We start from the raw sequence: 24,264 nt of genomic DNA, 5'->3' as shown, positions 1-24,264 counted from the left end.
GCGCTTAAGCGTCTCTCTGCAACTTGGCTTCATACTCGTCACGGAAATGGCGCAGTGTGCTGAGCACCGGATTGGGCGCGGTCTGGCCGAGCCCGCAGAGGCTGGTCGCGCGCACCACCTCGCACAGGTCCTCGAGCAACGCCAGATCGGCACGCGTCCCCTGGCCCTTGGCGATCTTGGCAAGGAGTGCATGCAGCTGCCAGGTCCCGGTGCGGCAGGGGACGCACTTGCCACAGGACTCACTCATGCAGAACTCCATGAAGAAGCGCGCCACATCCACCATGCACGAGGTCTCGTCCATCACGATCATGCCGCCCGAGCCCATGATGGTTCCGAGCGACTTGAGGCTGTCATAGTCGACTGGGATATCGAGATAATCTGCCGGGATACAGCCGCCCGAGGGGCCGCCGGTCTGGACCGCCTTGAAGCCTTTGCCGCCCGGGATACCGCCGCCGATGACCTCGATGATCTCGCGCAGCGAGGTCCCCATGGGCACCTCGATCAGGCCGGTGTTCCGGATCTTGCCGGCCAGGGCGAAGACCTTGGTCCCTTTGGAGCCCTCGGTACCGATCGTGGCAAACCAGTCGCCGCCGTTGCGGATGATCGGGGGGATGTTGGCGAAGGTCTCAACATTGTTGATGAGGGTCGGGCAGCCCCAGAGACCGGACTCGGCGGGGTAGGGCGGGCGCGGGCGCGGCTGGCCGCGCAACCCCTCGATCGAGGCCATGAGCGCGGTCTCCTCACCGCAGACGAAGGCCCCGGCCCCGAGCCGAAGTTCGATGTCGAAGGCAAATTGGGTGTCAGCGACCTTGGTCCCCAGAAAACCGGCGCGTCTGGCCTTGCGAATGGCGGTCTCGAGGCGCGCGACGGCGAGTGGATACTCGGCGCGCACATAGACATAGCCCTTACTCGCCCCGACCGCATAGCCCGCAATCGCCATGCCTTCGAGCACCCGATGGGGGTCGGACTCCAAGACGGCGCGGTCCATGAAGGCCCCGGGGTCGCCCTCGTCGGCATTGCAGACGATATACTTCTGGCCGGCTGGCATCTTGGCAACGGTCGACCACTTGAGCCCGGTCGGATAGCCGCCGCCGCCGCGCCCACGCAACCCGCTCGCGGTGACCTCGCGCACCACTTCAGCGGGCGTCATCTCGGTGAGGGCCTGGACGAGCGCCGCATAGCCGCCGACGGCGATGTAGCCGCGCAGGCTCTCCGGGTCGATCACGCCCGAGTTTTCAAGCACGATCCGCTGCTGACGGGTGAAGAAGGGCTGATCGGTCGGGCACTGGAGACGCGCGACCGGCGCACCATAGACGCTGGCCAAGATCTCGGGTGCGTCGTCTGGTGTGACGGCGCGATAGAGCACGGATTGGTCAAGGCCGGCGTCCTTGTCGGCCACCGCAACCAGGGGACCGGCCGAACACAGCCCCATGCAGCCCACGCCCTTGACCTTGCATCTCCCCTGACCCTGGGCCTCGCAGGCGGACCTAAGCGCCTCCAGCACCGGCAGCGCACCGGAGGACTGACAGCTGGCCGCGACACAGACGCGGATCTCGCGCTCGATGTGCGCCTCCTCGGCGCGATACTGGGCGGCCTGTTCGGCCAGGTCTTCGAGATGCATCAGCTCAACCCCTCCAGGGTGGTGATCAGGGTCTCTGGGGTCTGCTTGCCCAGGACCTCGCCGTCGATGACCACAGCCGGGGCCAGACTACAGGCACCGACACAACGCGCCGTCAGCAGCGAGAGCTGGTCGTCGGCGGTGGTCTCGCCCGGATTGATGTCATAGCGCCCCTGGAGTCCCTCGATCAGGCCACTCGCGCCCTTGATGTAACAGGCGGTGCCGATGCAGACCACACAGGTATGCCGACCCTTCGGTTTGAGCATGAAGATATGGTAGAAGGTCGCGACCCCGAAGACCTTGCTGAGCGGCAGGTCGAGCGAGGCGGCGACGAAACGCAGCGCCGTCTCGTCGAGATAGCCAAAGGCGTCCTGGACGCTGTGCAGGGTCTCGATCAGGGCGTGCCCGGCGTAGCCGTTGCGGCGCATGGTGGCATTCACGAGCTTCCAGCGCGGATCGTCGCTCGGCAGCGGCGGTCTGGTAGGCGGCAGTGTCATGGATCCTCCGCTTCGAGGGTTGCGGTGCTTGCTATCATGTTTGCCACGATGTTTCGCTAACCGACAATAGATACTATGGACGAAACCCCGGATCCACGCAAAACCCATCGCGGTATCTATCTGCTGCCAAATCTGTTTACAACCGCCGCGCTCTTCGCCGGCTTCTATGCCGTGCTCTCGGCCACCCAGGGACACTTCGAGGCCGCGGCCATCGCGATCCTCACGGCGCAGTTCCTCGACGGCTTCGATGGTCGCATCGCGCGTCTGACCAATACCCAGAGCGCCTTCGGGGCTGAGTACGACAGCCTCTCCGACATGGTCGCCTTCGGAGTGGCGCCATCCCTGGTTGCCTATCACTGGGCCCTGGGGGCCTTGGGCAAGATCGGTTGGTTGGCGGCTTTTATCTTTACGGCAGCGGCGGCGCTGCGTTTGGCCCGTTTCAACACCCAGGTCGGGATCGCCGACAAGCGGTATTTCCAGGGGTTGCCCAGCCCGCCGGCAGCGGCCATCATCGCGATGGGGATCTGGACGGCCCAGGAGTTCGGGGTCGAAGGACAGGACGTGTCCTGGCTGGCGGCCTTCTTGACGGCAGGGGCCGGACTCCTGATGGTCAGCAACTTCCGCTATTACAGCTTCAAGCAGATCAACCTGCAGGGGCGTGTGCCCTTTCTGCTGGCGGTGATGATGATGCTCGGCTTTGCCGTCGTCTTCATCCATCCGCCGCTGGTGCTGTTCCTGATGGCCCTGACCTATGCCGTCTCCGGGCCGGCCTGGACGCTGTTTCGGCTCAAGGGAAATCGCGATCGTCGCCGGCGTGAGCCGCCGGCTTGAGGGGCCGATCAGTCGGCGAGGCAGCCATCGCCGCGTCCACGCCGATCGCCGCCGAGACCGCGTCCGCGTCCCTGTTCGAACTCGGCGCGCTGCTCGGCGGTCAGGATGGCAGACATCCGCTCATACAGCTCGGCGCGGGTCAGCTCCGGATTCTGGCGCTGCTCGGTGAGGAGCGTCTTGATCCGGTCGGCCTGTTCGTTGCTGAGCTCGAGCCAGTCGGTCAGGCGTTCGACCTGACGGTTCACGGCCCTCGCCTGGCGCTCGGCGCGCTTGGCCTTTTGCTCCTCGGTCAGCAGGGCTTCGATCTGGGCGCGACTCTCCTGGCGCAGACGCCTCTGTTCCTGGCGGGTCTGCTCCAGGATGGCGCGCACCTGGGCCTGCTGCTCCGGGGTCAGATCGAGACGTTTGGCCATGGATTCGATCTTGGAGCCGACGTCCATGTCCGGTCCGCCTTGCCAGTCCAGGCCCGGACAGGCCTGGACCGTTGTGGTGCCGATAAGCGTGGTGGTCAGGATCAGGCCGAGTGCGGCGCCGGTGCGGGGCAGTCTGGTGTGGACCAGTCGATCGTTCATAGCATGGTTCCTCATCGGATGAGTGGACGCGGCTCGAACAGTGACGAGCTGCCAGGACTTGGAGCGCGATAACCCCGGCGGGTTCAGATTAAAGGCTCAGGTTGGCACCTGGGTGCAGCGAATCGACAAATACCTTTGATTAAAGAAGCACGACTGCCCAGCCTGAGCGGGTCATAAGTGAATCGCTTTTTAATCCTGAGGGCTTGCGCTAGTATCGCCACGCGCCCGCCCACTTTGATGAAGGTCATGGTAGGAGTGTCCGATGCCCCAAGTCCTCTACGACGCCCATCCCTCGCTGCTGCGTACCCGTCCATTCGGTACCCTGCTGACCGTTCTGCTCATGCTCGGCGGTATCCTGATTGCAGTGACCGGCGATCAGCTCGTTCCGCCGGAGCTTAGGTCTCAGATTCAGAGCGACGGGCGGACGCTCCAGATGATCGGCATCGGCGTCTTCGTGTTCTTCACGCTCCAGCTCCTGACCTGGTGGGTTGCAACCCTGAGCGATCATCTCGAGATCACGTCCGATGAGATCCTCTGGACCCACGGTCTGTTCAGCAAGCAGTACACCGAGATCAACATGGCCTCGGTACGCACGGTCCGGGTCACACAGACGCTGTTTCAGCGCATCATGAATGCCGGCGACATCAGCATCTACACCGCCGGCGATACGCCCGAGCTGGTGGTGCGCGGTCTGCCTGATCCGGGACGGATCCGCGAACTGATCAAGGCGCAACCGGCCTGCGGGGCTTGAGTATCATGGGCGCCGGCGATCGCGGTGATCTCAAGTGGCTGGCGGTGGTCGTCCTGATGGCCGTCCTGGTGTTGGCGCTCCTGGTCCTGTTCCTGCTGCCGGCCGCTACACCCATCATCGGTACGCTGAACGAAGGGCTGGGACTGCGGGAGTCCGTCCCCTGGGGCTTTGGTCTGACCGTCGCACTCATCGCCTTCTTCGCGCTTGTGGCCGGTGATGGGTTGATCGGCGAGCTGCAATTCATGCTTGGCGCCTTCTTCTCCTTTTTTCTCATCCTGACGCTGCTGATTGCCTGGGTCTTCTGAACCAGGTGTGCGGCAAGTCCCAAACCAGTCGATCCGGCGTTGCGCTATCAAGCCTCGATGAAATGGCTCCCCTGACCGAACGGCGCCTCGTGGTCGACCTCGACACCCAGCGACTGACGCTCTTGGTCGGTGCGCGTCCGATGCGACGCTATCCGGTCTCGACCGGCGCGAACGGCGCCGGCGAGGCATTCGGCAGCGGATGCACCCCGCGCGGTCTGCATCGCGTGCGGTTGCGCATCGGCGATGGCTGTCCGATCGGCACCGTCTTTCGCGCACGGCGTCCGACCGGCGAGATCTATGATGAATCCCTGGCAGCGCTCTATCCGGGGCGCGACTGGATCCTGACCCGCATCCTCTGGCTCACGGGTTGCGAACCTGGGCGCAATCGCGGCGGGCAGGTCGATACGCTGCGCCGCTTTATCTATATCCACGGCTGCCCGGACTCCGAACCCATGGGGGTGCCGCGCTCGCATGGCTGTATCCGGATGCGCAACCCAGATCTGATTGAGCTCTTCGACCAGACCCCCAACGGCACCCTGGTCGAGATCCAAGGCGGCTGACTATTCCGAATAGCCGCGCCGACCCGAGCCGCGGATGTCGCGCGCGAAATAGCTGACCTGTCCCTGGGGGATGACGGTCACGCCGCCCGGACTGACATGGAAGCGCTCGGCATCACGGGCGCGGTCGAAACCGATCTCATCGCCCGGGGCGATGAAATTGTGGCGATCGACGATCACCCGCCGCAGCCGCGCGCCCCGGCTGATCCGCACATAGTCCATGATGATGCACTCGTCCAGCACCGCATCTTCTTCGATCACCGCCTCGCGTCGGATGATGGAGTTGCGGAGCCTCGCGCCTGGATAGACCAGGGTCGCGGCGCCAAGCAGGGTGTTCTCGATCTGGCCGCCGAGCACGCGCGCCACCGGGCCCTGATAGCTGCTCGAATAGATCGGCCATTCCGGATTGAAGACATCGAACACGGGTTCGGCGCCCAGCACGTCGCGATGGGCCTCGAAATAGGCATCCAGGTTGCCGACGTCGCGCCAGTAGACCTGAGTTTCATAGGGCTGCACGCCGGGGATGCGGTTGGTGGCGAAGTCGTAGGCGAAAAGCCGATGGGTGCGCAGTAGCCGCGGCAGGACGTGCTGACCGAAATCGGTCTCACCGGCCTGCTGAGTCTGGTGCAGGGCCTTGATCAGGACGTCCGTGTTGAAGATATAGTTGCCCATGGAGGCGAAGGCCATGTTTGGATTCACTGGCATGGGCGTTGGCTGGGCCGGTTTTTCCTCGAACGCCTGGATGCGTCCGGTCTCATCGGCGACGATGACGCCGAAACTGGAGGCCTCGTGCAGCGGCACCGGTAGGGCAGCGATGGTGACATCGGCCTGGCGCTCGCGATGGAAGTCGACCATCTGGCGGATATCCATGCGATAGATGTGGTCGGCGCCGAACACCGCGACCAACCCTGGGCGATGCTCCTCGATCAGGTTGATGTTCTGGTTGACCGCATCGGCCGTACCCTGGAACCAGTGCTCACCGGCCATCATCTGCGGCGGCACCACGGTGACGAACTGATTCTGGAGGAGCGGCGAGATGGTCCAGGCCTTGCGCACGTGCTCGATGAGCGACTGTGACTTGTACTGCACTAGCAGATAGATGGTCTGGATCTGCGAGTTGACCAGATTGCTGAGCACGAAGTCGACGATCCGGTAACGCGATCCAAAGGGCACCGAGGGCTTGGAGCGTCCGGTGGTCAAGGGCTGGAGCCGGGAGCCTTGGCCACCGGCCATGACGAAGGCGATGATACGGTCGTTCTGCATGAGTCCTCCGCGGCCCCGTCTCGCGGATGGGGCGCTAATGCTTCGTTTGTGGGGGGAACCGGAGGCCCAATGATAATCGCAAGCCGGTGCGCTTTTCCGAACTTCCCGCAAAAGCAGCCGCGCGGGCGGCTCGGGCGCCCGGCCAAGATCGGCGATTCGATCTGGCATGGCCATTCTCGTTCCACGCCTCGGACCGCCAGCATGTCATACTTCTGGGCCGATCACCTCCAGTCGGTCCCAGGTTCGCGTTGTCCTGTATTTTGAGTCGCCATGCGCCGTACCGTCTTCTTTGTCTCCGAGAGCACCGGCATCACCGCCGAGACCCTGGGCCACAGCCTGCTGTCACAGTTCGATACCGTCGAGTTCGAGCAGGTCTATATGCCCTATATCAACACCGAACTGCGCGCGCAGGCCCTGACCCAGCGCATGCAGGAGGCGGCCGAGCGTGATGGCGTGCGTCCGATCGTCTTCGCCACCATGCTCGACGACGGCATCCGCGCCATCCTCAAGGGCGGCAATTGCTTCTATATCGAACTGTTCGAGGTCTTTGTCGAGCCGCTGGCGCGCGAGCTCGGGGTGCCGCCGAGTCTCAAGGCCGGTCGCAGCCACGCCATCACCAAGCCGAGCTACTACACCAAGCGCATCGAGGCGATCAATTTCGCCATGTCCAACGACGACGGCGTGCGCCCCGAAAACTTCCATCGTGCCGATGTGATCCTGACTGGGGTGTCGCGCTCGGGCAAGACCCCGACCTGTCTCTATCTGGCGATGCATTATGGCCTGCGCGCGGCCAATTATCCGCTCACCGAGGAGGACTTCGAACGCGGCGATGTGCCGCAGTTACTCTACGACTGCAGACACAAGCTCTTTGCCCTCACCATCGATCCGCAGCGCTTACAGCTCATCCGCGAGGAACGTCGCCCCGGTAGCCCCTATGCCTCGCTCAAACGCTGTCAGGACGAGATCCGCCTGGCGCATCAGATCTACAGGCGCTTGCAGGTGCCGGTGCTCAACACCACCTCGCAGTCGATCGAGGAGATCTCCTCGCAGGTCGTCAAGGCGCTTAAGGAGAACCAGGAAGGTCAGGGGGCACTGACCATCGTTGAGACCGGGTTTTGAGGTGTGGTCGCGATGGGCTTTCTTGACAAGATTCGTGCCTGTAACGCCTGGAATCCGGGCGATTTCGTGCCCCTGTGGCTCAATGGGACCCAGATCGGCTGGTTGCATCGCCGCGCCCGCGACCACCTGCGGCGCTGGCCGAGACAGTTTGGGGTCGAGTCCGAGGCCGTGATCTGGTTCGGCGCGCCGGAGGGATTCGCAGCGCGCACCGAGGTGTTGGATACCCTCTTTGCCGCCCTGGCCGAGGAGGGTGTGGTCGGCCCGCCGCACGGCGAGCGCTATCCCTTGACCGCCGGCACCCGCGACCAGGTCTGCTGTCTGATCGACCGCGCCTATGCCCCCTTTCTCGGTGCACGCGCCTTTGGCCAGCACCTCAACGGCTATGTCCGCACCCCACATGGGACCGAGATGTGGGTCGGGCGGCGTGCGGCGGATCGGCGTCATTATCCGCTCCATCTGGACAATCTGGTCGCCGGCGGGCTCCCGTATGGGTTGAGTCTGGCGGATAATCTGCGCAAGGAATGCGCCGAGGAGGCCGGGATACCGTCTGTGCTCGCCGATCGGGCGGTGGCGGTGGGCGCCATCACCTATTGCCGCGCCGCGCCGGAGGGGCTCAAGCCGGATGTCATGTACTGCTACGATTTGGAACTGCCGGAGGACTTTGAGCCGGTCTGTACCGATGGCGAGGTCGAGTCCTTCCGGCGACTGCCGCTGGCCGAGGTCGCCGCGCTGGTGCGCGACACCGAGGCCTTCAAGCTCAACTGCAACCTGACCATCATCGACTTTCTGATCCGGCATGGTTTCATCGCCCCGGATGAGCCGGATTATCTTGAGATCCTAGCCGGGCTGCGCGCACCCCTGCCTTGAAGACCGCCTGGATCAACCCCCTTGTGTCCCTTATCGCCGATGTAGAACGAGTCGCACCCATGAGCCAAACCAACACCCCCCAGCGCCGCCCGACCCTACCCGTGACCGTCGGCCACCTGACCATCGGTGGCGGAGCACCGATCGTCGTCCAGTCCATGACCAACACCGACACCGCCGACATCGAGTCGACCGTGCGTCAAGTGATCGAGCTGGCGCGTGCCGGCTCCGAGCTGGTACGTCTGACCGTCAACCATGAATCGGCCGCCAAGGCCGTCCCGGCGATCCGCGCGGCGCTCGATGCCCAGGACTGCTCGGTCCCGCTGGTGGGTGACTTCCATTTCAACGGCCATCGGCTGCTGACCGACTATCCCGAGTGCGCCCAGGCCCTGGCCAAGTACCGGATCAATCCGGGCAATGTCGGCACGGGCGAAAAGCGGGACAGCCAGTTTGCGACCCTGATCGAGCTGGCCTGCCGTTACGACCGCCCGGTGCGGATCGGGGTCAACTGGGGGAGTCTGGATCAGGAGCTGGTGGCGCGGATGATGGATGACAACGCCCGGGCCCCCCAGCCCAAGGACAGCGACCAGATCATGTACGAGGCCATGGTCGAGTCGGCCATCAGCAGTGCCGAGCGTGCGGTGCAACTGGGTCTGCCGAGGGATCATATCGTGCTTTCGTGCAAGATGAGCGGGGTGCAGGACCTGATCCGGGTCTATCGGATGCTCGCGGCCCGCACCGATCACGCCTTGCATCTGGGTCTGACCGAGGCCGGCATGGGCACCAAGGGTATCGTCGCCTCGACCGCGGCCCTTGCCGTCTTGTTACAGGAGGGGATCGGCGACACCATCCGCGTCTCGCTCACCCCGGAACCGGGTGAGTCGCGCACCCGCGAGGTGGTGGTGGCACAGGAGATCCTACAATCCATGGGGCTGCGTGCGTTTGCGCCCATGGTCACCGCCTGCCCCGGCTGCGGACGCACCACCAGCGACACCTTCCAGCACCTGGCCAAGGACATCCAGGGCTATCTGCGCGCGCGGATGCCTGAATGGTGCACCCGGTATCCGGGGATCGAGACCCTGAAGGTGGCGGTGATGGGCTGCGTGGTCAATGGACCGGGCGAGAGCAGGCATGCCAACATCGGCATCAGCCTGCCCGGCAGCGGCGAGCGTCCGGCCGCGCCCGTCTATGTCGATGGCGAGAAGGTCGCCACACTCAAGGGCGAGGGCATCACCGAGCAGTTCAAGCGCCTGGTCGATGCCTACATCGAATCGCACTACGGGCGCGGACGTGGGGCCTGAGACCTCAGCGCCGCGGTCGAAGCCGCGTGGGCCGCGAGCGCTTCGGCCTTTCTTTCGGCGCGGCACCCGATGAGCGGCACGACTGATGCGTGGCCTCGTCCTCCTTTGGCTCCTTGGGCGCGTTGGCGGCAGTGTCGCGGCCGAAACGCGGCTTACGCTCGCCGATGTGGTGTTGCATGGCGTCTTGCCGCTCAGCGAACTGCCCCGTGCCATCGCCCCGGCCAGCGACCCGGACTGTCTGGCCAGTTATCTCGCCGGCGTGGCGCCGCACTCGCCGCTGTGGCGGATGTCGCCGCCCGCCTCGGCCGAAACCGCCCTGCCGTTGCTGCGGCGTCGCCTGGTCGAACAGATGGTGGCCGTGCTGGGTGAATCGGTGCGCGATGAGGCAACGGCCTTCGCCCAGGACTTCCCGCTCGCCGTCGAGTGGGAAGGCATGGTCGACAGCCCGCTCGCCGAAGCGGATTTCGTCGCCGACTGGCTCGCCGCCCATGCCGACACCGCCATCGCCCCCTTTCTGCATCTGCTGCTCGCCCATCGCCTCCAGGCGGCGCAGCGCTGGGCACCGCCCCAGATGCAGGCCGGGCTCTCCCGTCGTTTCGAGCAGGCCCTCGCACCCGTACTCGTCAGCCGCCGGCCAGCGGTCGCCTGTCTGGCGCGCGAGCTGCAAAAACGCCAGCCGAGGCAACCCTGATGCGCCGTTTTGTCCTATCGCGCCGTTGGTGGCTTGGCGCCATACTCCTTGGCGTGCCTGTCATCGCGCTGGCCTGCTCCTGTGCCTGGAGGGCAACTTCCTCGAAGTCGCCAGGAATGCGTCGCTCATCGTGCATGGCCGCATCCTGCGCCACCACGCCGGGCCGGAAGCGAAGATGAGCGTGCAGGTGCTGGACACCCTGCAAGGCGGCCTCCTCGACAGCGGCCTGCTCGTCGCCATGGGCGATGGCATGCACTGTCGTCCGCCGATGACCGACTTTCCGCCCGGTACCGAATGGCTGCTGGCCTTGAACGGCCCCGGTGCCAAGCCGGGCCAAGGCTGGGCGCTGTCGCACTGTGGCGAATACTGGTTGCGCGTCGATCATGGCATGGCAAGCGGCAAGATCTTTGCCGACGCGACCGATAGCCAACGCCTGCCGCTTGCCGAACTGAAAAAGAGGCTGCGTCCACCCGCCTTCGATCTGCGCATCCGCGGCCACCTGCGGGCGGGCGAGACATTCCGGCAACGCTTCGGTGGCCGCTTCGAGTTCCGTCTCGAACCCCGACCGCACGGCTGGGAGATCGTGATCCGTGAGCATGGCCAGGAGGACAACCTCGCCCGTCTGACACCACCCTGGCACTTCATGCCCAATCCGCGCGACATCGAAGGCTGGCACTTCCTTGCCGACCCGCAGCGCTGCACCACACGCGATTACGGCGCGGAGGCCGGCCCGGAAAACCCGCGCCGCTTCATCTTCTCACCCAAAGTCGCCACTGTGCGTGCGCCGACCGCCGCAGACATCGCCGACATCGAACGCTTTGGCCGCGGCGCGCTGAGGGTCGAGCAGGTCGAGCTGACCGAGCCGGACGCCGCAGGCTGCCCATCCATCCGCGCACTGGGTTTTACCGTGCACCTCGTCGGCGGCAGGTGAAGCATGGACCGGACCCTCGACGAAGGTCCAACCGCTCCGCCGGCGGGCGCACGGCAACGTGGTCGGGGCGCACTCAGCAACGCCAGCGGTCGCTTCGAGGCCTGGCAGCGGCAGGCCGTCGATGACGGCTGGCGACACGCCGAAGCCGCTGTCGACACCGTGCCGACCGAACTGACTTTCGAGACTGCCCGCACGATCATCAGCGGCAACGATTCGCCGGACGTGCCTTTTGCGCAGTCGGCCAATCCCTATCGCGGCTGCGAACATGGTTGTATCTACTGCTATGCCCGACCCTCGCATGCCTATCTCGGCGACTCACCCGGTCTCGATTTCGAAACGCGACTCATCGCCAAACCGGCGGCGGCGGAGCTGTTGCGCCGTGAGCTCGCCCGCCCCAGCTATCGCTGTCAGCCGCTGGCGCTCTGCGGCAACACCGATGGCTGGCAACCCATCGAGCGCCAGCTCGGCCTGACGCGCGCGCTGCTGGAAGTGCTGGCCGAATGCCGGCATCCGGTCGGGATCGTCACCAAATCGGCGCTCATCGAACGCGATATCGATCTTCTGACCGATCTGGCGCGCGACGGGCTGGTGCACGTCAGCCTCTCGCTCACCACGCTCGACGGCACACTGGCGCGCCGGCTCGAACCGCGCGCCAGTGCGCCACAGCGCCGGCTTGCCGCCATGCGCCGCTTGAGCGAGGCCGGCGTGCCGGTCGGCGTCATGGTCGCCCCGATCATTCCCGGCCTCAACGACGACGAACTGGAGACGCTGCTCGCTGCCGCGCGCAAGGTGGGCGCGTGTCGGGCCGACTGGCAGCTTGTGCGCCTGCCGGGTGAGGTGGCCGGTCTGTTCCAGCAATGGCTGCACACTCACTACCCAGGGCGTGCCGCCCGTGTGCTCAGCCTGATCACCCAGATGCGCGGCGGAGCGCTGAACGATGCCCGTTTCGGCCGGCGCATGCGCGGTGAAGGGCCGCTTGCTGACCTGCTCGCGCAGCGTTTCCGCCTCGCCTGCCGGCGCTTGGGGCTCGACCAAGACTGGCCGGCGTTACGCTGCGAGTTGTTCCAGCCACCTGCAATGCAAGCATCGTCCATAGCACAACTGAAACTCTTCTGATCCGCTCGCCGACCGGAAGGCCGCTGGGGCCGATTCACAGCCATCATTGCCCCCTCTGCTCCCGCCGCCCGGCGCTGCCATCGCCCTGCGCTGCGTCCATCCGACACTGCGGCGATTCACAGCTCGCGTCTCTCCCCTCGAGGGGCAGACCTCAGGGCGATTGCATCAAACATCCCGTCGTCCCAACAGGTGGCGCGATAAGAGTCGGATGAAAGGCGAAGTTGTGTATCGTTCCTTCTGTCAATTCCGTTTTGGCCGCTGGTAGGTGCTCGATGCCGAAGAGCTGCCAGGAACTGGATACAGGCAGCACGGGAAGGCCAGTTGGCGACAGTTGGCAAGGCGCATCTGGCAGGGGCTTGAGCGATCGTCACCGTCCGGGATGTAGGCACACCAACGGGTTGCCGGCTCCTGCACGGCCGCGACGAACTCGGGCGTGACCGGGTCTGGCAAGGACTTCGAGGCAAGGAAGCCCCTGATCAGATCTCGCTGTGCGGCCTTCAGCAGCTCGAAGTTGGCCTGGATGATCGGATCGTCGAGGTTGTCCAGCAGGGTTTGCCGCCATCCATCGAGCAGGCGATCGAGCTCGTCGTCCAGCGTCTTGAGCACGTTGGCCGCCGGTAGCAGCTCGCCCTGCTCGTTGGCGGGGCGGAAGCCGCAGTGCGGGCAAACCGGGTTGGCGGCCAGCTCGGATTCGACCAGGGACGCGCAGATCTTGAGCTTGTCCAGCTTGTCCTCGAAGGTGGTCGGCTGCCCGGTGGGCATGAGCGAGATGCCGGCGAGCGCCCGCAGGGTCGCCATGCGCGGGTCGCGGCGCAAGTCCGGCGCCAGATCCGCGAAGTGGGCGCCGAGGGCCAGACCAGCGGTCACGTTGACGATGTCGCGGTAGCTGACACCCTGGTTCTCCCAAGCAGGATCAGCTTGCTGTGCAGGGCCGCGATCTCGTCGACCAGACGGTCCAGTCGAGTGAGCATTTCCGGCTGCCCTTCAGCCATTTTCGCCATGATGTCCGCCAGGACCCTTATCCAACTGTTCCGGGTGGTAGACAGCAGCAACAACGAGTACTGCCTGGAGGCAATCTCGCCGACGACGCCCATCGACAAGCTCGATAAGCGCCAATTCGAACCCGATGGAACACCTCGGACGGCTCTGGGCGAGATGATGGCCTTTTTGGGTGTAGACAGCCTGCCGGCGCCCTCCCACATGATTCGGCCAACCGACAAGGGCAAGCCGGTTTCGCCGGGCTGGGTGCAGGTCTATCGGGAGCTGGTCGAGTGGGCGATCTTGTTTGCCATCCTCAAAAAGGACTTTGGCGCCGACACCTTGATCGTCTGCGACGGTCTGTTGCGCAGCGCGGCGCACTGGGTTTTACCGTACATCTCGTCGGCGGCAGGTGAAGGGATGGAGCCTAACCCTGGCCCTGGCCAGGGTTGTTCTGGGGGCCTCAGACCAGCGCCGCCCTGATGCGCTCAAAACGCCGCTCGAGCGCCGGATCGCGCGGTGCCGGACCCAGCAGATACCAATCGTCGAGCAGCCGCAGACCGCCCTGGAGAGAATCCTCCTCGCCCTCGCTCAGACGCTCGGCCAGACGCGCGACCTGAAGCTCCAGGCGTTGTTTGGCAAACTCGGGCGGGGTCTCGATCCCGGCGGCGATCTCGAGTTGGAGACAGAGCTGGGCGCGGCGCGGCCCATTGTCCGCAAACGCCTGGCGCAGGGCATCGCGTTCGGTCGCATCCCCGATCGCCTTCAGGGCCCGCTCGAAGCGCGCCGCAATCGCGCGCTGCAGGCCAGGGTCCTCCTGGGCGGGCAGTTCGGCCCATTCACGGTGCAGCGCCTCGGGGTCGAGTCCCTCGGTCCGTCCCTCGATCAGCGCCAGCTCCAGACGCTCGCAGAACGCCGCCTGATGCTCCAGACGTGCGAGTGCGTCCAGCCGTTGGCGGCGCTCGATGGCCTGGCGCCGTCGCTCCAGGGCCTCGCGACACGCCTGCCAGCGGCGCGCGCTCTGGGCCGCAGCCTGACGGGGTACCGGCAGTGACTCGGCCTCGCGCCAACGCGCGCTCAGATCGCGCTGGGCGGCGGCCAGTCGTTTCGGATCTTGCTCCTCTGCGGCCAGACGCTCGGCCTCCTCGCAGAGTGCCTCGCGCAGCGCCAGATGCTCGGCCAGCTCCTGGGCCTGGGCCCGTTGGCGTAAGGTGCGCCGCGCGAAGACGGCGTCACAGGCGGACCTGAATTCACACCAGAGCCGGTTTTCTTCCTTCTGACGTGCCGGGACCGTGGTGTGCCATTCGCGTTGCAGTGCCTTGGTCTGTTCGATCGCGGCATCCAGGTCAGGCAGATCGACCAGGGCCTGGACGCGCGCGATCAGGTCGCGTTTGAGTGCCTGATTGCGCGCGCGCTCGGCATCCAGATGGCGATCGAGGATGCGCAGCGACTGATGGAAGCGGCGTTCGAGGGCCTTGCGCACCCGCCCCTCGGTCGGACCTATGGCCGCCCAGTCCTGACGCAGCTCGCGCTCGGTCTTGAGCACCTGCTTCCAATCCACCTGGTCCCAATCGACCTGGGTGAGAAAAGACTCAAGCTGTTCGCACAGCCGTTCGCGGGCCAGGCGGTTGTGTTCGCGTTCAGCCGCCTGGGCCTCCATGAAGGGCCGACAGCGCGCATAGACGCGCTCGGAGGCGGCATGGAAGCGCTCCCAGAGGGCCTGATTGGTCGGAGAGCCGATCTGGTCGAGCCGCTTCCAGTCCATCTGGAGTGCGTGCAGCCGCTCGGCGAGGGTGGCGGGTTCCAGGTCCTCGGAAGCGAGCAGCGCCTCCATCTCGGTGCAGAGCATCTCGCGGTGTTGGTCGGCACCCCAACGGCGCCAGTGCTGGAGTTCGCGCAGACGCGGCGCCAGGGCGCGCAGACGGCGGTTGAAATCGGCGGCCTGACGGGGGTCGATGCCGCTCGACTGGATGAGCTCAAGCGCCGACAGCAGGCTCTGATGCAGGGGTTCGGCCTGTTTGAGCTCGCCCGCGTCCAGATGGGCCTCCAGCTCGGCGAGCCGTTCGGGGAATTGACGCAGACGCTGCTCGGCGTGTTTGTGCTGGGCGCGCAGACGCGCCTCCAGCCGCTCGGCGAGCGACTGGAAGGCGCGCGCCGGCTCGGAGGTGGACCAGTGCGTGGCCAGGGCGTATCCCTGGTCGAGCAGCCGGCGTGCCTGTTTGTGGTCGAGCGGCTTGGAGGCCCTGAGCATCTCCGCGAGCTTGGCGCAGGTCTTCTCTAAACGTTCGAGTGCGCGCGGGTCGTCCGGACGCGCAAGCGGTTCGGCCTTGGGCGACTCGATCAGGCCGGGGGCGGGCGCGTGCGCTTGGGGGCTCGAACCCGTCTCGGGCCGGCTGGATTCGGTCGGTTGGGGCTCGGCACGGACGACGGCGCGCGCCTCGGTCGCGGCCTGGCGCCGGGCCTGTTCCTGGAGATGGGCAGCATAGGCGTCGAGGAAACGCGCCCGTTCGCGCTCGAAACGGTCCCGGTAGTGCGGCTCGGCCTCGTCCTGGAGCGCGCCCCATTGGCGTTCAAGGTGTTCGAGCAGGGCGCGGTCCTGGCTCCACTGACCGAGCCGACCGAGACGCTCGACCTGGGCGCAGAGCTCCTCGCAACGCTCGCGTAGGACCTGCGGACGTTGCTCGCGCTCGGCGATCCGACGCAGCTTCTCGCGCGCCATGCGATAGACGCGCTTGTCCTTCTTGCCGATGCGCCGCACGACCTCTTCGAGCGCGGCCTTGTCGTCGATCCGTTCGAGCGCGCGGGCGCGATGGGCGGCCAGGGTGTCGTGGATGGCACACTCGACGAGCACGGAAGGATCATCGAGCTGTTCGATGGCCGCGAGACGCTGAGCCGGATCCGGGTGCAGACGCGCCCTCTCGGGTAGGGTCTCAGGGAGACGAGGCTGGGGGGGCGGGGGGGCGGGTGCCGCCCTGGAGGTGTCGGGGGTCTGGTCGGCGTTCGCCGGGTGCCGTTTGAGCCATCGCTGAAATAGCATGGGATTCTGCTCCGAGAATTCGTGCCCAAGGGGAGCACCGATTCAAGCGGCGCCCCCCGTCTGGGGCAGGATGCCCCGGCGCGAACCAGGGCTTAAAGGCCCTGGATTCGCTTTAAGCCCGTCCCGGGACAAGGCGAGCTGAAAAGATCCATAGATGGATGTTTTCAGCATTTCCCAAGCCAAGTCCGATCGGCCGGGCATGGTATTGCGTCTGGGATCCATCCGGATGGATCCACGCGGTCTAGCCCGGGTTGCGGTCGCCGACGAAGGGGTTGCTGCGTCGCTCCTCACCAAAGGTCGACATGGGGCCATGACCGGGGATGAAGCGCACCGCATCGCCGAGCGGAAACAGCCTTTGTCGGATCGAGTCAAGGAGCTGAAGATGATTGCCGCGCGGAAAGTCGGTGCGTCCGATCGAGCCGCGAAAGAGTACGTCGCCGACCTGGGCCAGCTGCGACCGCGGATCATACAAGACGATGTGTCCGGGTGTGTGTCCGGGGCAATGGATGACCTCCAGGCTCTCCTCGCCGACCGCGATCCGCTCCCCTGGCTGGAGCCAAAGATCCGGCTCGAAGGCGTCGATCCTCGGAAAACCGAACATCCGGCACTGCTCGGCCAGTGACTTGAGCAGAAAGGCATCGTCTGGATGCGGCCCCATGATCGGAATCGCCAACCGCTTGGCCAGCTCGACAGCAGCCCCGACATGATCCAGATGACCATGGGTCAGCAGAATGCGCTCGGGTTCCAGCGCGAGCTGGTTCAGCCGCGCCTCGATGCGATCCGGTTCTCCGCCCGGATCGACGATGACCGCCCGGCGCGTGCGTGCGCACCACAACAGGGTGCAGTTCTGCTGCAAGGCGGTGACAGGTAGGATCTGGAACTCCAAGGTCGTCCCGTTAGGCCCGAATCATCTCCGAATCATCTCATAGAGCCTGTCCTTGAGATAAAGGCGCTGTTTCTTGAGATCCTCGATGGTCTCGTCGGCCACCGGAGTACCCAGTTCCTCAATCTGGCGCACGCGCGCATCGAGGCTGTCGTATTCGTCCATGATCCGTGCGAATTCGGGGTTATCGACGCGCAGCGCGGCGATCTTCTGCTCGAGATCGGGGAATTCATGAAGCAGATCGTGTGATTCACCAAGCATGGAGTCCGCTCCTTTGAGTCGGTCCGGCGCGGTTCATCCGCGCGCGTTAGGGGAGTGACTCCGAGACCCACCTCGGAGCCGATCCGGACCTCGGGCGAGGCGGGACGCCCAAGGCGTCTGGAGTATAGCCCAGCGGCGCCCCGCCGAAACAGTCTGGTCACGGAAGTGTTCGATGAACGGTCATTTGGTCTTGGCATCCATCTGCTGAATGACCTCGGCCGTGATGTCGAGCCCCTCGTCTGCATAGAGCAATCCACCGACATTGCGCTCGAACACCATGCCGAGCTTTTTCTTTTTGGCGACTGCATTCAGTGCCTCGCGCGCCGGTTCTAGGATCTCGCGGCCCTTTTCTTGCTGGGCCTTCATCAGTTCCTGCTGGATGGGCAGGGTCTTTTTCTGATAGGTCTCGATGCGTGTCTTGATTTCTTGTTCCTTCTTGGCGATCTGCTCGTTGCTCATCAGCGGCCTGTCCTTGGCGAGGTCCTGCTGCATCTGGGCGATCTCGCGCTCCTCGTCGACGAAGCCCTTGGTACGCGGCTCAAACTCGTCGCGTAATTGTTTCTGCAAGCGCTGACCAAGCTTGCTCTCCTCCAGCACCCTTTGCATGTCGACGAAGCCGACACCCTCATTGGCTAGGGCCTGGACGGACAGGCTCAGGGCCGCGATCAGGGCGGCCAACAGAAGCAGACGGGACATGGATGCACTCCAAATTGGTTGGCGTAGTCGAAGGCGTTGGTCATTGGACCAGGAATCGAATTGTAACCGTCGTTCGGTTCGGGCAAAACCACCGGCGCTTCGCGTCCGAGCGGGCTTGCCTCCAGCGACGTGCTGATAGATCCTCTCGCGATCACGACTCTATCCATCGTTCGATCCCGGAGATCCCTTGCCGTGGGTAACTCACTTCAAGAGCAGCTGCTCAAAGCGGGTCTGGTCAATGAGCAGAAGCTCAAGCAGGCGCGCGCGGACAGGCGTAAACAGATCAAACAGACCGGTGGCCGACCGACCGCCGAGGCCCAGGCGGCCCAGGCCGCGGCCGAGCGTGCGCGTGCCGAGAAGCTCGCGCGCGACCGCGAGCTCAATCGTCAGTATCAGGAAAAGGTGGCGCGGCGCGCCGCCGAGAACGAGATCCGGCAGCTCATCCACACCCATCGCGTCGTGCGCGATGGCGGGGATCTGGCTTACAACTTCACCGACGGCAGCACGCTCAAGCGGCTCTATGTCAACAAGGATCAGCATGCCAAGCTGGTCGCCGGGCGCTTGGCGATCGTGCGTCAGGACAACTTCTATGAGCTGGTCCCCGCCGAGATCGCCGAGCGTGTCCAGGCACACGATGCCTCGCTGGTGCTGGTGTTCAATCGCTCCAGGGATGAGGCAAAGCCCGACGATCCCTTTGCTGACGATCCCTATGCCGAGTATCAGGTCCCTGATGATTTGATTTGGTAGTCAAACGTCCGGCGATCAGCGACGACCGATGCGATGTTGATCGACACCCATTGCCATATCGATGTGACCGAGTTCGACGCCGATCGCGCGGCGGTGTTGGCGCGTGCGCGTGCATCCGGGGTCGAGGCCCTGGTGGTGCCCGCCATCGATGCCGCCGGCTGGGAGGCGTTGCTGGCGCTTTGTGACTCCGCGCCGCCGGATGGACCGAGTCTGCATCCGGCACTGGGCCTGCATCCGGTCTATCTGGATTCACATCGAGATGCCGATCTGGCGCGGCTCGAGACCCTGGTCGCTGAGCGAGACGTGATCGCGATCGGCGAGATCGGGTTGGACCATCATGTCGATGGGCTGGATCCGAAGCGCCAGAGGCGGCTTCTGGAACGCCAATTGGCGATCGCGCGCGCCGCGGGGCTACCTGTACTGCTCCATGTGCGCAAGGCGCACGATGAGGTGCTGGCGCTCTTGCGTCGTCACCCCATCCCGGCCGGCGGCATCGCCCATGCCTTCAATGGCAGTCTCCAGCAGGCGCATCAGTATCTTGGGTTGGGTTTCAAGCTGGGTTTTGGTGGGATGCTGACCTTCGAGCGCTCGCGCAAGCTCAGGCGGTTGGCCAGTGAGCTACCGCTCGAGGCCCTGGTGCTCGAGACCGATGCGCCCGACCTGACGGTCGCCTCGCATCAGGGCGGACGCAACAGTCCGGAATATCTGCCCGAGGTGCTGGAGGTGCTGGCGCGTCTGCGCGATCTGGAGCCATCGGAGGTGGCCGAGCAGACCACGGCCAATGCGCGCGCGGTCTTGAGCGGCTTGGGGTGATTGGCGCGCCCGAGAGGACTTGAACCTCTGACCCCAGCCTTCGGAGGGCTGTACTCTATCCAACTGAGCTACGGGCGCGTGTCGTGAAGGGTGGTCATTATCACCCTTGGCGCTCGATTCGTCAAAGGCTGCTCGGCCTCACCTGGACGCCAGTATCGTCTTGAGTGCGTTCAGATGCGCTCGGCCACGCGCCTTGCGGTCCTCAGGGCTGTCCTCGCGGCGCTCGCCGTTCCAGTCGAGCTGATCCTGGGGCAGTTCACTGAGAAAGCGACTCGGCTCGCTTCGGACCCATTCGCCATAGCGTCGTCGCCGACGTGCGAGTGTGAAGGTAAGCGCCTCGCGCGCACGGGTGATGCCGACATAGGCCAGCCGTCGCTCTTCCTCGAGGCTGTCTTCCTCGAGGCTAGTGCGATGCGGCAGCAGTTCTTCCTCCATGCCGACCAGGAACACCTGCGGAAACTCTAACCCCTTGGCCGCGTGCAGGGTCATCAGATGTACCCGATCGCCACCCGCGTCCTCGTCCTGCCGGTCGAGCACGTCCATGAGCGCGAGATGATCGACCAACTCGACGAGCGAGGTCTTGGGCGACTCGCCCTGATGCAGACGTCGGAGCCAATCGAGCAGATCCTCGACGTTCTGATTGCGTCGCTCGGCGACCGGCTGACTGGAGGCAGTCTCGCGCAGCCAGCCCTTGTAGCCGATGGCCTGGAGCAGCGCGCGTGCCGCGCCGACCGGATCGGTTCGGCCCCGTTCGCGGTGTTCGGCGATGAGCCGGGCGAAGGCGGCGAGCCGCTCGCGCTGACGCGGATTGAGATGCTCGTTCAGCCCCGGGTCTAGGCACCCGGCGAGCAGGCTCAGGCCCCGCCGGCGACTGTGGTCGGCGAGCTGTTCGAGCGTGGTCGAGCCGATCTCGCGCCGAGGCGTGTTGATGATGCGCAGAAAGGCAGTGTCGTCGCTCGGATTGGCCAGCAGACGCAGATAGGCCATGACGTCCTTGATCTCGGTGCGCGCGAAGAAGGACGTCCCACCGCTGAGGAAATAGGGGACATTGTGCTCGCGCAGCGCCTGTTCGAAGGGGCGTGCCTGATGGTTGCCGCGAAACAGGATGGCGATGTCGCCGAAGCGACGCCTCTCGGCGAACCTCAGATGCAGGATCTCAGAGACCACGCGCGCGGCCTCATCGCTCTCATCGCGACAGCAGATGACGCGGGCGCGCTCACCGGGGCCATGCTCGCTCCATAGCCGTTTTTCGAACACACGCGGATTATTGGCGATCAGGGTATTGGCAAGCCCTAGGATACGCGCACTGGAGCGATAGTTCTGTTCCAACAGGATGACCCGCAGGGCCGGATAGTCCTCCTGTAGACGCGCCAGGTTCTCGGGACGCGCTCCGCGCCAGGCATAGATCGACTGATCGTCGTCGCCGACCACGGTGAAGGCCCCGCGCGCGCCGGTCAATTGGCGCACCAGCTCATACTGGGCGCTGTTGGTGTCCTGATACTCGTCGACCAGCAGATAGCGGATGCGGCGGCGCCACTGCTCCAGGATCGCCGACTCGGTGCGGAACAGGCGCGTCGGCGCCAGGATCAGATCGTCGAAGTCCACGGCATTGTAGACGCGCAGACGGCGTTCATAGTCGGCATAGAGTGCCGCGAGCCGGGCCTCGAAGGCATCCTCGGCGAGTTGGGCCGCGTGCTCGGGATTAATGAGATCGTTCTTCCAGCGTGAGATCCGGTGCTGCACCGCCCCCGGACTGAGCGCATCGGCCTCGGCCAGATCGCGCAACCCCTCCTTGAGCAGGGATTCGGCATCCTGGGCGTCGAGTAGGGCGAACCCCGGATTCAGCCCCGCGGCCTCGGGATGACGGCGCAGGATCTCCAGTCCCAGCCGATGGAAGGTCGAGATGGCCAGACCGCGCGTCTGGGTAGCCCTGAGCTGTCGGCTCACCCGCTCGCGCATCTCGCGCGCGGCCTTATTGGTGAAGGTTAGGGCGCGGATATGGCGCGGCGCGAGTCCGATCTGCTCGATCAGGTATGCGATCTTCTGGGTGATGACGCGCGTCTTGCCAGAGCCTGCGCCAGCGAGCACCAGCAGCGGGCCTTCCGTGTAGCGCACGGCCTCGAGTTGTCGCGGATTGAGTTCGACCATGATGTCGGTGTGCGGGGGCGGGGAGGGGCATTATGCCCGATCGAGCGAGCAATCAAGCGCGGATCGTACTAACATTCGGGCCATGTTCCCCGACCTGGCTGATGATATCGTGCTCAACCGACGACTTGCCGTTTTGATTCTCGCGTCCTGCCTGACGGCCGTCCACGCCCAAGACGAAGCGGAAGGACAGGATGCGGGCGGCTTCCTGCAGGCCCCCGAGGTCGTACCGTCACCCGTCACGGGCGAGGCGGTCGAACCGGACATTACCATCCGCGAATCTGGCGGCGAGATCTTCTACGAATACCGGGTGCGCGGCGTCCTCTACATGGTGCGGGTGCAGCCGCCGTTCGGTCCGCCATACTATCTCTATGACCTCAACGGGGACGGGCTGATCGATGCCCAGGAGCGGGCGGCGCACAACATCTCGGTGCCGCAGTGGGTGTTGTTCGACTGGCGCTAAAGCGCGCCCGAATCGGATCCCGCTCAATCCGCGTGACTCTAAGTTCAGGCGGCGCTCAGTCCTGGGCCGGTCTTGGTGCCGAAGGTCGTGAGCGGCATGGGAGACGAAAGCGACTCGGTGTTTGCTTGCAGAAACTCGGGATGGGCGTCACGGAACATGACGCCGATCCCGGTATCATCCTGGTGAACTACGGTGGCTGGGATGCGCCACTCGTGGTCCATATCCCGGACCTCAAGCACCACCTGGGTGCCTGTGGGCAATGTCAGGTTGCTGATCTCGAGATACATGCCCTGGTCGGAAAGATGACGCCCCCTGGCGCTGTGAAAGCGGCGGTTGCGGTACTGGATCTGGACTTCGATATCACTCGCGCGGCGCGTGCGGTAGCACTGTTCGACATTCATGGTCGGCTCCGGATGTATCCTCGATGTCTTTTAGAGATATGTTAGGCGCGGATCTTGACGATTGTATTCAGCGCCCGTGACGAGCACGTGAACGTGAACCCATCGTCAACCCTCGAGTCAAACGCAAGGGTCTGTGCATTCCCCATGAGCGCCTCCTGTGGCGGGCCCTGTATTCAGTGCGATCCGCCCCTACATTAGGGCGCTGTCGCAACGTTCCACGCCTCTTCGGAATCGATTCATGGCATTACACATCAAGAGTCACTGGAAGGACGAGTCGCGCGAGCGCTCCCTGGCGGAGATTGCCGGCGCCCTGGCCTCTATCGCCTGGCGCATCGCGCTCGATAAGGCCATCAATCTGCATTGCGAGCGCTTCGTCTATCGCGACGACGCGCAGCGCCTGGCCGTGATTCAGGAGTATCTGGTGTTCCTGGTCCAGATCGCCGACCGCTTGGCGCATGCCGAATTGGGCGAGGCCGACCGGCGTACCCTGATCGTCGAGTTCGCCAAGAAGCTCTTCGGCCATGTGCAGGACAACAGCCAGGACCTGCTCGGTCCAGGCGATTATGGCGGCCCATTCATCGCGCTGCTCGATACGCGCTCGGGCGAGTATGCCGAGTTCCAGTTCGCCGAAGACGGACCCAGCTACGCCTTTTTGCGTCATCTCGGTCATGAGATCCAGTCCATCATGGGCGAGTCGGAAGAGAACCGCTGGGTGATCGATCAGGTCATGGACAAGGACGGCTGGGACGCCTACAGGCACTTTGCGCGTGCCTATCGCAACCTCTTTGAGTGATTCGATCTTGCATTTCGCGCGCTCGGACGCCATGATCCACCTACCGTCGCGCGACTCAAGCCGCGCCCCCTTGCGGCCTCTAGAGCCACTTCAGCGACGTGTTCAATCGACGAGGCGTTTGCCCTCGAAGTCAATTCGCTCGATCTACGTCGTCGCGATCGCACGCGACCAGACCGGCGATCGAGCCCATGGAGAGTATCATCTATGGTCCTAAAGATAGGCGGCGATCTGCTGGCGTTGGATGCCGCTATCCGTCGTCAGATCGAAACAGAAGCCCGTAAACTCAAGGATCGTTTTCCCGGCGAGTCGATCGAGGCCCAGGTCAATGTCCAGGAAGAGTTCGACCCATTGCACGGTCATCGCGTGCGCTGCGAACTGAGCGCCAAGCTGGGTTCAGGTCGTCAGGTGGTCGTGCGCGAGGCGCGCAAGGTGGCCGCCGAGGCCATCAGCGAGGTCTTTGCCGCCGCCCGTCGCAGTGTGCGCCGGCTGCGTCGCCAGACCGTCCTCGATCTCGCGCCTACTACGTCCAAAACGTTCACCGCCGGTGCTCAAATCCTGACCCACTGACGCCCAGGATGCTTGGGGTGTCGTTTTGCCTTGAGCCTCTGGTCCTCTGCACCCATCTCGTTGG

General features: G+C 64.7%; 27 protein-coding genes and 1 tRNA gene. 16 read left to right on the top strand and 12 right to left on the bottom strand.

All coding sequences use genetic code 11. From position 1 onward, the window contains the following. Positions 1-4 precede the first annotated feature (4 nt). Positions 5-1,621 carry an NADH-quinone oxidoreductase subunit NuoF gene (gene nuoF / locus E6P07_RS08980; RefSeq protein ID WP_153975290.1) on the bottom strand — a complete coding sequence of 539 codons (1,617 nt, stop codon included), beginning with the start codon at positions 1,619-1,621 and terminating at the stop codon, positions 5-7. Next, complete coding sequence (gene hoxE, locus E6P07_RS08975) at positions 1,621-2,115, bottom strand: bidirectional hydrogenase complex protein HoxE (RefSeq protein WP_153975289.1); 495 nt, start codon at positions 2,113-2,115, stop codon at positions 1,621-1,623. The genes nuoF and hoxE overlap by 1 nt, the downstream gene beginning before the upstream one ends. A gap of 75 nt (positions 2,116-2,190) precedes the next feature. On the opposite strand from hoxE, the gene pssA reads away from it, so the two are divergent. After that, a complete protein-coding gene (pssA, locus tag E6P07_RS08970; protein ID WP_153975288.1) occupies positions 2,191-2,946 on the top strand; it encodes a CDP-diacylglycerol--serine O-phosphatidyltransferase in 756 nt (251 codons plus the stop codon). Between the two features lie 8 nt (positions 2,947-2,954). Here the strand turns inward: pssA and E6P07_RS08965 are convergent, their stop codons facing one another. Next, positions 2,955-3,518 (bottom strand): Spy/CpxP family protein refolding chaperone, encoded by a 564-nt coding sequence (locus tag E6P07_RS08965; RefSeq protein WP_162008622.1) that lies wholly within the window; start codon positions 3,516-3,518, stop codon positions 2,955-2,957. A gap of 262 nt (positions 3,519-3,780) precedes the next feature. Here E6P07_RS08965 and E6P07_RS08960 point away from each other — a divergent pair, with 262 nt between their 5' ends. The 3 genes from E6P07_RS08960 (at position 3,781) to E6P07_RS08950 (ending at position 5,134) form a co-directional block, all read left to right on the top strand. Continuing rightward, positions 3,781-4,269, top strand: coding sequence for a PH domain-containing protein (locus tag E6P07_RS08960; RefSeq protein ID WP_153975286.1), 489 nt, complete (start codon positions 3,781-3,783; stop codon positions 4,267-4,269). A 5-nt stretch (positions 4,270-4,274) separates the two neighbouring features. Further along, complete coding sequence (locus E6P07_RS08955; protein WP_153975285.1) at positions 4,275-4,574, top strand: hypothetical protein; 300 nt, start codon at positions 4,275-4,277, stop codon at positions 4,572-4,574. A gap of 62 nt (positions 4,575-4,636) precedes the next feature. Then, positions 4,637-5,134: a L,D-transpeptidase gene (locus E6P07_RS08950; RefSeq protein ID WP_211363095.1), complete on the top strand. Its 498-nt coding sequence runs from the start codon at positions 4,637-4,639 to the stop codon at positions 5,132-5,134. Here E6P07_RS08950 and E6P07_RS08945 read toward each other — a convergent pair whose 3' ends face one another. Then, the gene (locus tag E6P07_RS08945; protein ID WP_153975284.1) at positions 5,135-6,394 is read right to left on the bottom strand and encodes a glucose-1-phosphate adenylyltransferase; all 1,260 of its coding nucleotides are present in this window, start codon (positions 6,392-6,394) and stop codon (positions 5,135-5,137) included. Between the two features lie 270 nt (positions 6,395-6,664). Between E6P07_RS08945 and ppsR the strand changes: the two genes are divergently transcribed. From ppsR to E6P07_RS08915, 6 genes are all read left to right on the top strand, one after another. Further along, positions 6,665-7,513, top strand: a complete 849-nt coding sequence (gene ppsR, locus E6P07_RS08940) for a posphoenolpyruvate synthetase regulatory kinase/phosphorylase PpsR (protein ID WP_153975283.1) — start codon at positions 6,665-6,667, stop codon at positions 7,511-7,513. 12 nt (positions 7,514-7,525) lie between these two features. Continuing rightward, positions 7,526-8,380, top strand: a complete 855-nt coding sequence (locus tag E6P07_RS08935; protein WP_153975282.1) for a DUF4743 domain-containing protein — start codon at positions 7,526-7,528, stop codon at positions 8,378-8,380. Positions 8,381-8,439: 59 nt separating this feature from the next. Beyond that, positions 8,440-9,678, top strand: coding sequence for a flavodoxin-dependent (E)-4-hydroxy-3-methylbut-2-enyl-diphosphate synthase (gene ispG / locus E6P07_RS08930; protein WP_153975281.1), 1,239 nt, complete (start codon positions 8,440-8,442; stop codon positions 9,676-9,678). Between the two features lie 85 nt (positions 9,679-9,763). Beyond that, positions 9,764-10,369 carry a hypothetical protein gene (locus E6P07_RS08925; protein ID WP_153975280.1) on the top strand — a complete coding sequence of 202 codons (606 nt, stop codon included), beginning with the start codon at positions 9,764-9,766 and terminating at the stop codon, positions 10,367-10,369. Positions 10,370-10,499: 130 nt separating this feature from the next. Then, complete coding sequence (locus tag E6P07_RS08920; RefSeq protein WP_153975279.1) at positions 10,500-11,300, top strand: hypothetical protein; 801 nt, start codon at positions 10,500-10,502, stop codon at positions 11,298-11,300. Between the two features lie 3 nt (positions 11,301-11,303). Continuing rightward, a complete protein-coding gene (locus E6P07_RS08915) occupies positions 11,304-12,416 on the top strand; it encodes a PA0069 family radical SAM protein (protein ID WP_153975278.1) in 1,113 nt (370 codons plus the stop codon). Between the two features lie 240 nt (positions 12,417-12,656). On the opposite strand, the gene E6P07_RS08910 is transcribed toward E6P07_RS08915, so the two are convergent. Continuing rightward, positions 12,657-13,283: a DUF6079 domain-containing protein gene (locus E6P07_RS08910; protein WP_246172808.1), complete on the bottom strand. Its 627-nt coding sequence runs from the start codon at positions 13,281-13,283 to the stop codon at positions 12,657-12,659. A 96-nt stretch (positions 13,284-13,379) separates the two neighbouring features. Here E6P07_RS08910 and E6P07_RS08905 point away from each other — a divergent pair, with 96 nt between their 5' ends. Continuing rightward, the gene (locus E6P07_RS08905; RefSeq protein ID WP_211363093.1) at positions 13,380-13,877 is read left to right on the top strand and encodes a hypothetical protein; all 498 of its coding nucleotides are present in this window, start codon (positions 13,380-13,382) and stop codon (positions 13,875-13,877) included. On the opposite strand, the gene E6P07_RS08900 is transcribed toward E6P07_RS08905, so the two are convergent. From E6P07_RS08900 to E6P07_RS08885, 4 genes are all read right to left on the bottom strand, one after another. Continuing rightward, on the bottom strand, positions 13,858-16,431 hold the full coding sequence (locus E6P07_RS08900) for a DUF349 domain-containing protein (protein WP_153975277.1): 2,574 nt from the start codon (positions 16,429-16,431) through the stop codon (positions 13,858-13,860). The two genes, E6P07_RS08905 and E6P07_RS08900, sit on opposite strands and share 20 nt — an antisense overlap. 241 nt (positions 16,432-16,672) lie before the next feature. Then, positions 16,673-17,317, bottom strand: coding sequence for an MBL fold metallo-hydrolase (locus E6P07_RS08895; RefSeq protein ID WP_153975276.1), 645 nt, complete (start codon positions 17,315-17,317; stop codon positions 16,673-16,675). A gap of 21 nt (positions 17,318-17,338) precedes the next feature. Then, entirely contained in the window at positions 17,339-17,575 is a 237-nt protein-coding gene (locus tag E6P07_RS08890; protein ID WP_153975275.1) for an HP1242/YdcH family protein, read from the bottom strand. A gap of 180 nt (positions 17,576-17,755) precedes the next feature. Beyond that, entirely contained in the window at positions 17,756-18,271 is a 516-nt protein-coding gene (locus tag E6P07_RS08885; protein WP_153975274.1) for an OmpH/Skp family outer membrane protein, read from the bottom strand. Positions 18,272-18,463: 192 nt separating this feature from the next. On the opposite strand from E6P07_RS08885, the gene E6P07_RS08880 reads away from it, so the two are divergent. Both E6P07_RS08880 and E6P07_RS08875 read left to right on the top strand, forming a co-directional pair. Then, positions 18,464-19,018: a DUF2058 domain-containing protein gene (locus tag E6P07_RS08880; RefSeq protein ID WP_153975273.1), complete on the top strand. Its 555-nt coding sequence runs from the start codon at positions 18,464-18,466 to the stop codon at positions 19,016-19,018. A gap of 33 nt (positions 19,019-19,051) precedes the next feature. After that, positions 19,052-19,831, top strand: a complete 780-nt coding sequence (locus tag E6P07_RS08875) for a TatD family hydrolase (protein ID WP_153975272.1) — start codon at positions 19,052-19,054, stop codon at positions 19,829-19,831. 1 nt (position 19,832) lies between these two features. Here the strand turns inward: E6P07_RS08875 and E6P07_RS08870 are convergent. Continuing rightward, positions 19,833-19,909, bottom strand: a tRNA-Arg gene (locus tag E6P07_RS08870). Positions 19,910-19,969: 60 nt separating this feature from the next. Further along, complete coding sequence (locus E6P07_RS08865) at positions 19,970-21,979, bottom strand: UvrD-helicase domain-containing protein (RefSeq protein ID WP_153975271.1); 2,010 nt, start codon at positions 21,977-21,979, stop codon at positions 19,970-19,972. A gap of 109 nt (positions 21,980-22,088) precedes the next feature. On the opposite strand from E6P07_RS08865, the gene E6P07_RS08860 reads away from it, so the two are divergent. After that, entirely contained in the window at positions 22,089-22,439 is a 351-nt protein-coding gene (locus E6P07_RS08860; protein WP_246172807.1) for a DUF2782 domain-containing protein, read from the top strand. A gap of 44 nt (positions 22,440-22,483) precedes the next feature. Here E6P07_RS08860 and E6P07_RS08855 read toward each other — a convergent pair whose 3' ends face one another. Then, positions 22,484-22,840, bottom strand: a complete 357-nt coding sequence (locus E6P07_RS08855; RefSeq protein WP_153975269.1) for a PilZ domain-containing protein — start codon at positions 22,838-22,840, stop codon at positions 22,484-22,486. A 238-nt stretch (positions 22,841-23,078) separates the two neighbouring features. Between E6P07_RS08855 and E6P07_RS08850 the strand changes: the two genes are divergently transcribed. Both E6P07_RS08850 and E6P07_RS08845 read left to right on the top strand, forming a co-directional pair. Next, on the top strand, positions 23,079-23,633 hold the full coding sequence (locus tag E6P07_RS08850; RefSeq protein ID WP_153975268.1) for a hypothetical protein: 555 nt from the start codon (positions 23,079-23,081) through the stop codon (positions 23,631-23,633). Between the two features lie 204 nt (positions 23,634-23,837). Continuing rightward, positions 23,838-24,200, top strand: coding sequence for an HPF/RaiA family ribosome-associated protein (locus E6P07_RS08845; RefSeq protein WP_153975267.1), 363 nt, complete (start codon positions 23,838-23,840; stop codon positions 24,198-24,200). Positions 24,201-24,264: the final 64 nt, after the last annotated feature.

The sequence above is a fragment of the Thermochromatium tepidum ATCC 43061 genome, from assembly GCF_009664085.1.
Lineage (GTDB): Bacteria > Pseudomonadota > Gammaproteobacteria > Chromatiales > Chromatiaceae > Thermochromatium > Thermochromatium tepidum.
Note: the sequence above shows the minus strand (reverse complement) of the source record. Positions and strands in the feature narration are given on the sequence as shown.